The 3003-nt window shown below is 74.5% G+C and carries 4 protein-coding genes; 2 read left to right on the top strand and 2 right to left on the bottom strand.

Features of this window, described 5'->3' with window-relative positions; translation table 11 throughout:
* Together ACFW2E_RS41980 and ACFW2E_RS41975 are read right to left on the bottom strand one after the other, a co-directional pair.
* The coding region (locus tag ACFW2E_RS41980; protein ID WP_384475971.1) for a phage holin family protein at positions 1–591 on the bottom strand (591 nt) is incomplete at its 3' end.
* Positions 592–915: 324 nt separating this feature from the next.
* Entirely contained in the window at positions 916–1317 is a 402-nt protein-coding gene (locus ACFW2E_RS41975) for a hypothetical protein (protein ID WP_384475968.1), read from the bottom strand.
* 82 nt (positions 1318–1399) lie between these two features.
* Between ACFW2E_RS41975 and ACFW2E_RS41970 the strand changes: the two genes are divergently transcribed.
* Both ACFW2E_RS41970 and ACFW2E_RS41965 read left to right on the top strand, forming a co-directional pair.
* Complete coding sequence (locus ACFW2E_RS41970; protein ID WP_384475965.1) at positions 1400–2173, top strand: MBL fold metallo-hydrolase; 774 nt, start codon at positions 1400–1402, stop codon at positions 2171–2173.
* Positions 2170–2796, top strand: a complete 627-nt coding sequence (locus tag ACFW2E_RS41965; protein ID WP_384475962.1) for a DedA family protein — start codon at positions 2170–2172, stop codon at positions 2794–2796. Before ACFW2E_RS41970 ends, ACFW2E_RS41965 begins: the two co-directional genes overlap by 4 nt.
* The last annotated feature ends 207 nt before the right edge of the window (positions 2797–3003 follow it).

Here is a 3003-nt window from a genome sequence, read left to right as displayed (position 1 = left end):
GGACCAGCGGGCGACGGTGGGCATGAGCCCCTTGGCGACGGCGTCGGTGAGGACGTCGTGGCCGACGCCGTCGAGCTGGAGGAAGACGGTGCCCGGGGCGGCCGGGCAGGGCGGGTGGGATCTGCGGCGGCGGTCGGCGAGCCGGTAGAGCCTGCGGCGGTAGGCGTCGTCGTCGCGGACGGCGAGGGCACCGCCGGTGGCCGAGGCGACGGCGGACATGACGGCGGCCACGATGACGGCCGTCTCGGGGGCGGCCTCGCTGCTTCCGGAGGGATTGATGCGCAGGGCGACCAGGAGGAGGGAGCCGTTGAGGAAGAAGACCAGCAGGCCGAGGACGAGGGCGGGCACGAGCAGCAGGAGCCGTACCAGCAGGGGCCACACCACGGCCGACAGGACACCGAAGGCTCCCGCGCCGAGTGCGGCGGTCACGGCGATGCGGGTGGCGCTGTCGCCGTCGGCGGACTGGAGCTGGAAGTCGGGCAGGATCCCGGCGAGCACGAGCATGGTGACGGTGGAGACCGCCCACACCGTGACGCTCCGCCCGACCTGACTGGCGATCCGCCGCCAACGCCCGTCACGCACGCCCCGCACACCTCACGTCCCGGCCCGTCGCCGGTGCGGGCCCTGGGTCCACCTTTTCACAAGGGGTGTGCCGGGCAGCGCGGTCCGGGTCCTGTCGTCACATCCCCGTCGTCCGCCCGGAGGACGGGCCCGGCGGCGTCATGGGGGTCCTGCTGGTCGAGGGAAGGCAGGAGCTCGGGGGAGCGTGCTCTCGGCGTGCCGGGCCCCGGCCCTCGTACCGGATGCACCTGGGCCGGGGCCCGGGCCCGGTGCGGCGAGCGGGGGTGCCCCCGGCTCGAAGAGCCTGGGGAGCGTGCATGGCGTCGCGGGGCAGGCGGGGTCCGACGACAGGGCCTAGCGGCCGTCGTACCCCGCGGTCGGCATGGACAGGCGGCGGTGCACCCGGGCCTTCATCTGGGCGTCGTACAACGGCTCGGCGGAGCCCACCGTCTCGACGCGCACCCCGCGTCGGGCGCACTCCGCGGTGAACTCGTCGGCGGACGACAGCGCGCTCTCGAGGACCCGCCGGCTCGGTGCGACGAACAGGTCGACGCCGGGCCGGACCCCGTCCCACAGCACACAGTGGTCGGGCCGCAGCCCGCGTACCAGCAGCTCCCGGGCGACGACGTAGCCCCGCTCGGCTGCCCAGCTGGCGCACATCGCGTGCTGGCTGCGGGAATCCACGAGGAAGGGATCCGCCTCCAGCTCCTCGAGCGGCGTCAGACTCGCGATCGCCGTGACCCGAACCGGTCCCATGGTGCCCCCTCACCTCCGGGTTTCGCCGCCGACCCTACTCCTGCCCGTAGGCTTCGGGGAGTCGCGCGAGGAGGCGAAGAGGGTGCCGGTGGAGATCACCTGGTGGGGGCACGCCACCTGCACGATCGAGGACTCGAACATGCGTGTGCTCACCGATCCTCTGTTCGTGAACCGGCTCGCGCATCTGCGCCGCCGCCGGGGTGCGCTGCCCTCTGCCGACGCCCGCCGGGCTGAGGTGGCGCTCGTCTCTCATCTGCACGCCGACCACCTGCACATCCCCTCACTGGCCCGGCTCGCCCCGGGCACGCGCCTGCTCGTGCCCCGGGGCGCACCACGGGCGGTACCCGGACTGCGCCGGCTCGCCCACCTGCGCGTCACCGAGATGGCACCCGGGGACGGGACCGTGGTCGGTGGCCTCACCGTTCGGGCCGTGTCCGCGCGGCACGACGGGCGGCGGCTGCCGGTCGGGCCGCACCGCTCCCCCGCCCTGGGATACGTCGTCGAGGGCGAGGCGCGGACCTACTTCGCCGGGGACACCGGCCTGTTCGACTCCATGGCCGAGGAGGTCGGGCCGGTGGACGTGGCACTGCTGCCGGTGGGCGGCTGGGGACCCTGCCTCGGTGCGGGACACCTGGACGCGCGACGGGCCGCCGAGGCGCTCGTCCGACTCGCGCCGCGCAGCGCGGTGCCGGTGCACTACGGCACGTACTGGCCGATCGGCATGGACGCCGTGCGCCCCCATGAGTTCCACGCGCCGGGCGATGAATTCGTGCGCCTGGCCGCGCGGTACGCGCCACAGGTGGCGGTGCACAAGCTCCGGCACGGGGAGGGCATACGGCTGGAGGTCGCGCGGTGAGCTGGCTGGCCGCCGCCTCGACGGCCGTGCCGCCCGAGCACACCCAGCAGGTGCTCGGCTATCCGTCGCTGTTCCTGCTGGTGCTGATCGGGGCGCTGGTGCCGGTGGTGCCGACGGGAGCACTGGTGAGTTCGGCGGCGGTGGTGGCGTTCCATCAGACCGCACCCTTCTCGCTGGCCCTGGTGTTCGTGACGGCGGCACTGGCCGCGTTCCTGGGGGACGCGGCCCTGTACGTACTGGGCCGGCGCGGTATGGGTTCGAGGAACGGGTCGCGGTGGCTGGCGGCGATCCGGACGCGGGCGCCCGAGGAGCGGCTGACGCAGGCACAGGGCAAGCTCGCCGAGCACGGCGTGGCGGTCCTGGTGCTGTCCCGGCTGGTCCCGGCGGGCCGCATCCCGGTGATGCTGGCCTGCCTGCTGGCCGACTGGCCGCTGCGCCGTTTCGCGCGCGGCAACCTGCCGGCCTGTCTGGCCTGGGCGGTGACGTACCAGCTGATCGGCATCCTGAGCGGTGCCCTGTTCAGCAAGCCGTGGGAGGGCGTGGCCGCGGCGATCGCCCTGACGGTGCTGGTCAGCGGCGCGCCGAGCGTGTGGCGGCGGCTGCGGGGGCCCGCGAGGGCTTAGGCCTCCCGGCGGTGTGACCGTGGTGGGGGCCGGGACGGCCGGCGGGAAGTCACTCCAGTACGCGGGAGGCGCCCACCGGCAGGTCCCACAGGTGCTCGCGGGGCAGGCCGGCGCGTTGCCAGGCGGTGCGTACGCGGGTGAGGGGTTCCAGGACCGGTTCCGCGGACAGGACGAACGTGCCCCAGTGCATCGGCGCCATCCGGCGGG

It is taken from the genome of Streptomyces sp. NPDC058964, from assembly GCF_042741275.1.
In the GTDB taxonomy this organism is placed as follows: domain Bacteria; phylum Actinomycetota; class Actinomycetes; order Streptomycetales; family Streptomycetaceae; genus Streptomyces.
This window is presented reverse-complemented; position numbering and strand designations above follow the sequence as displayed.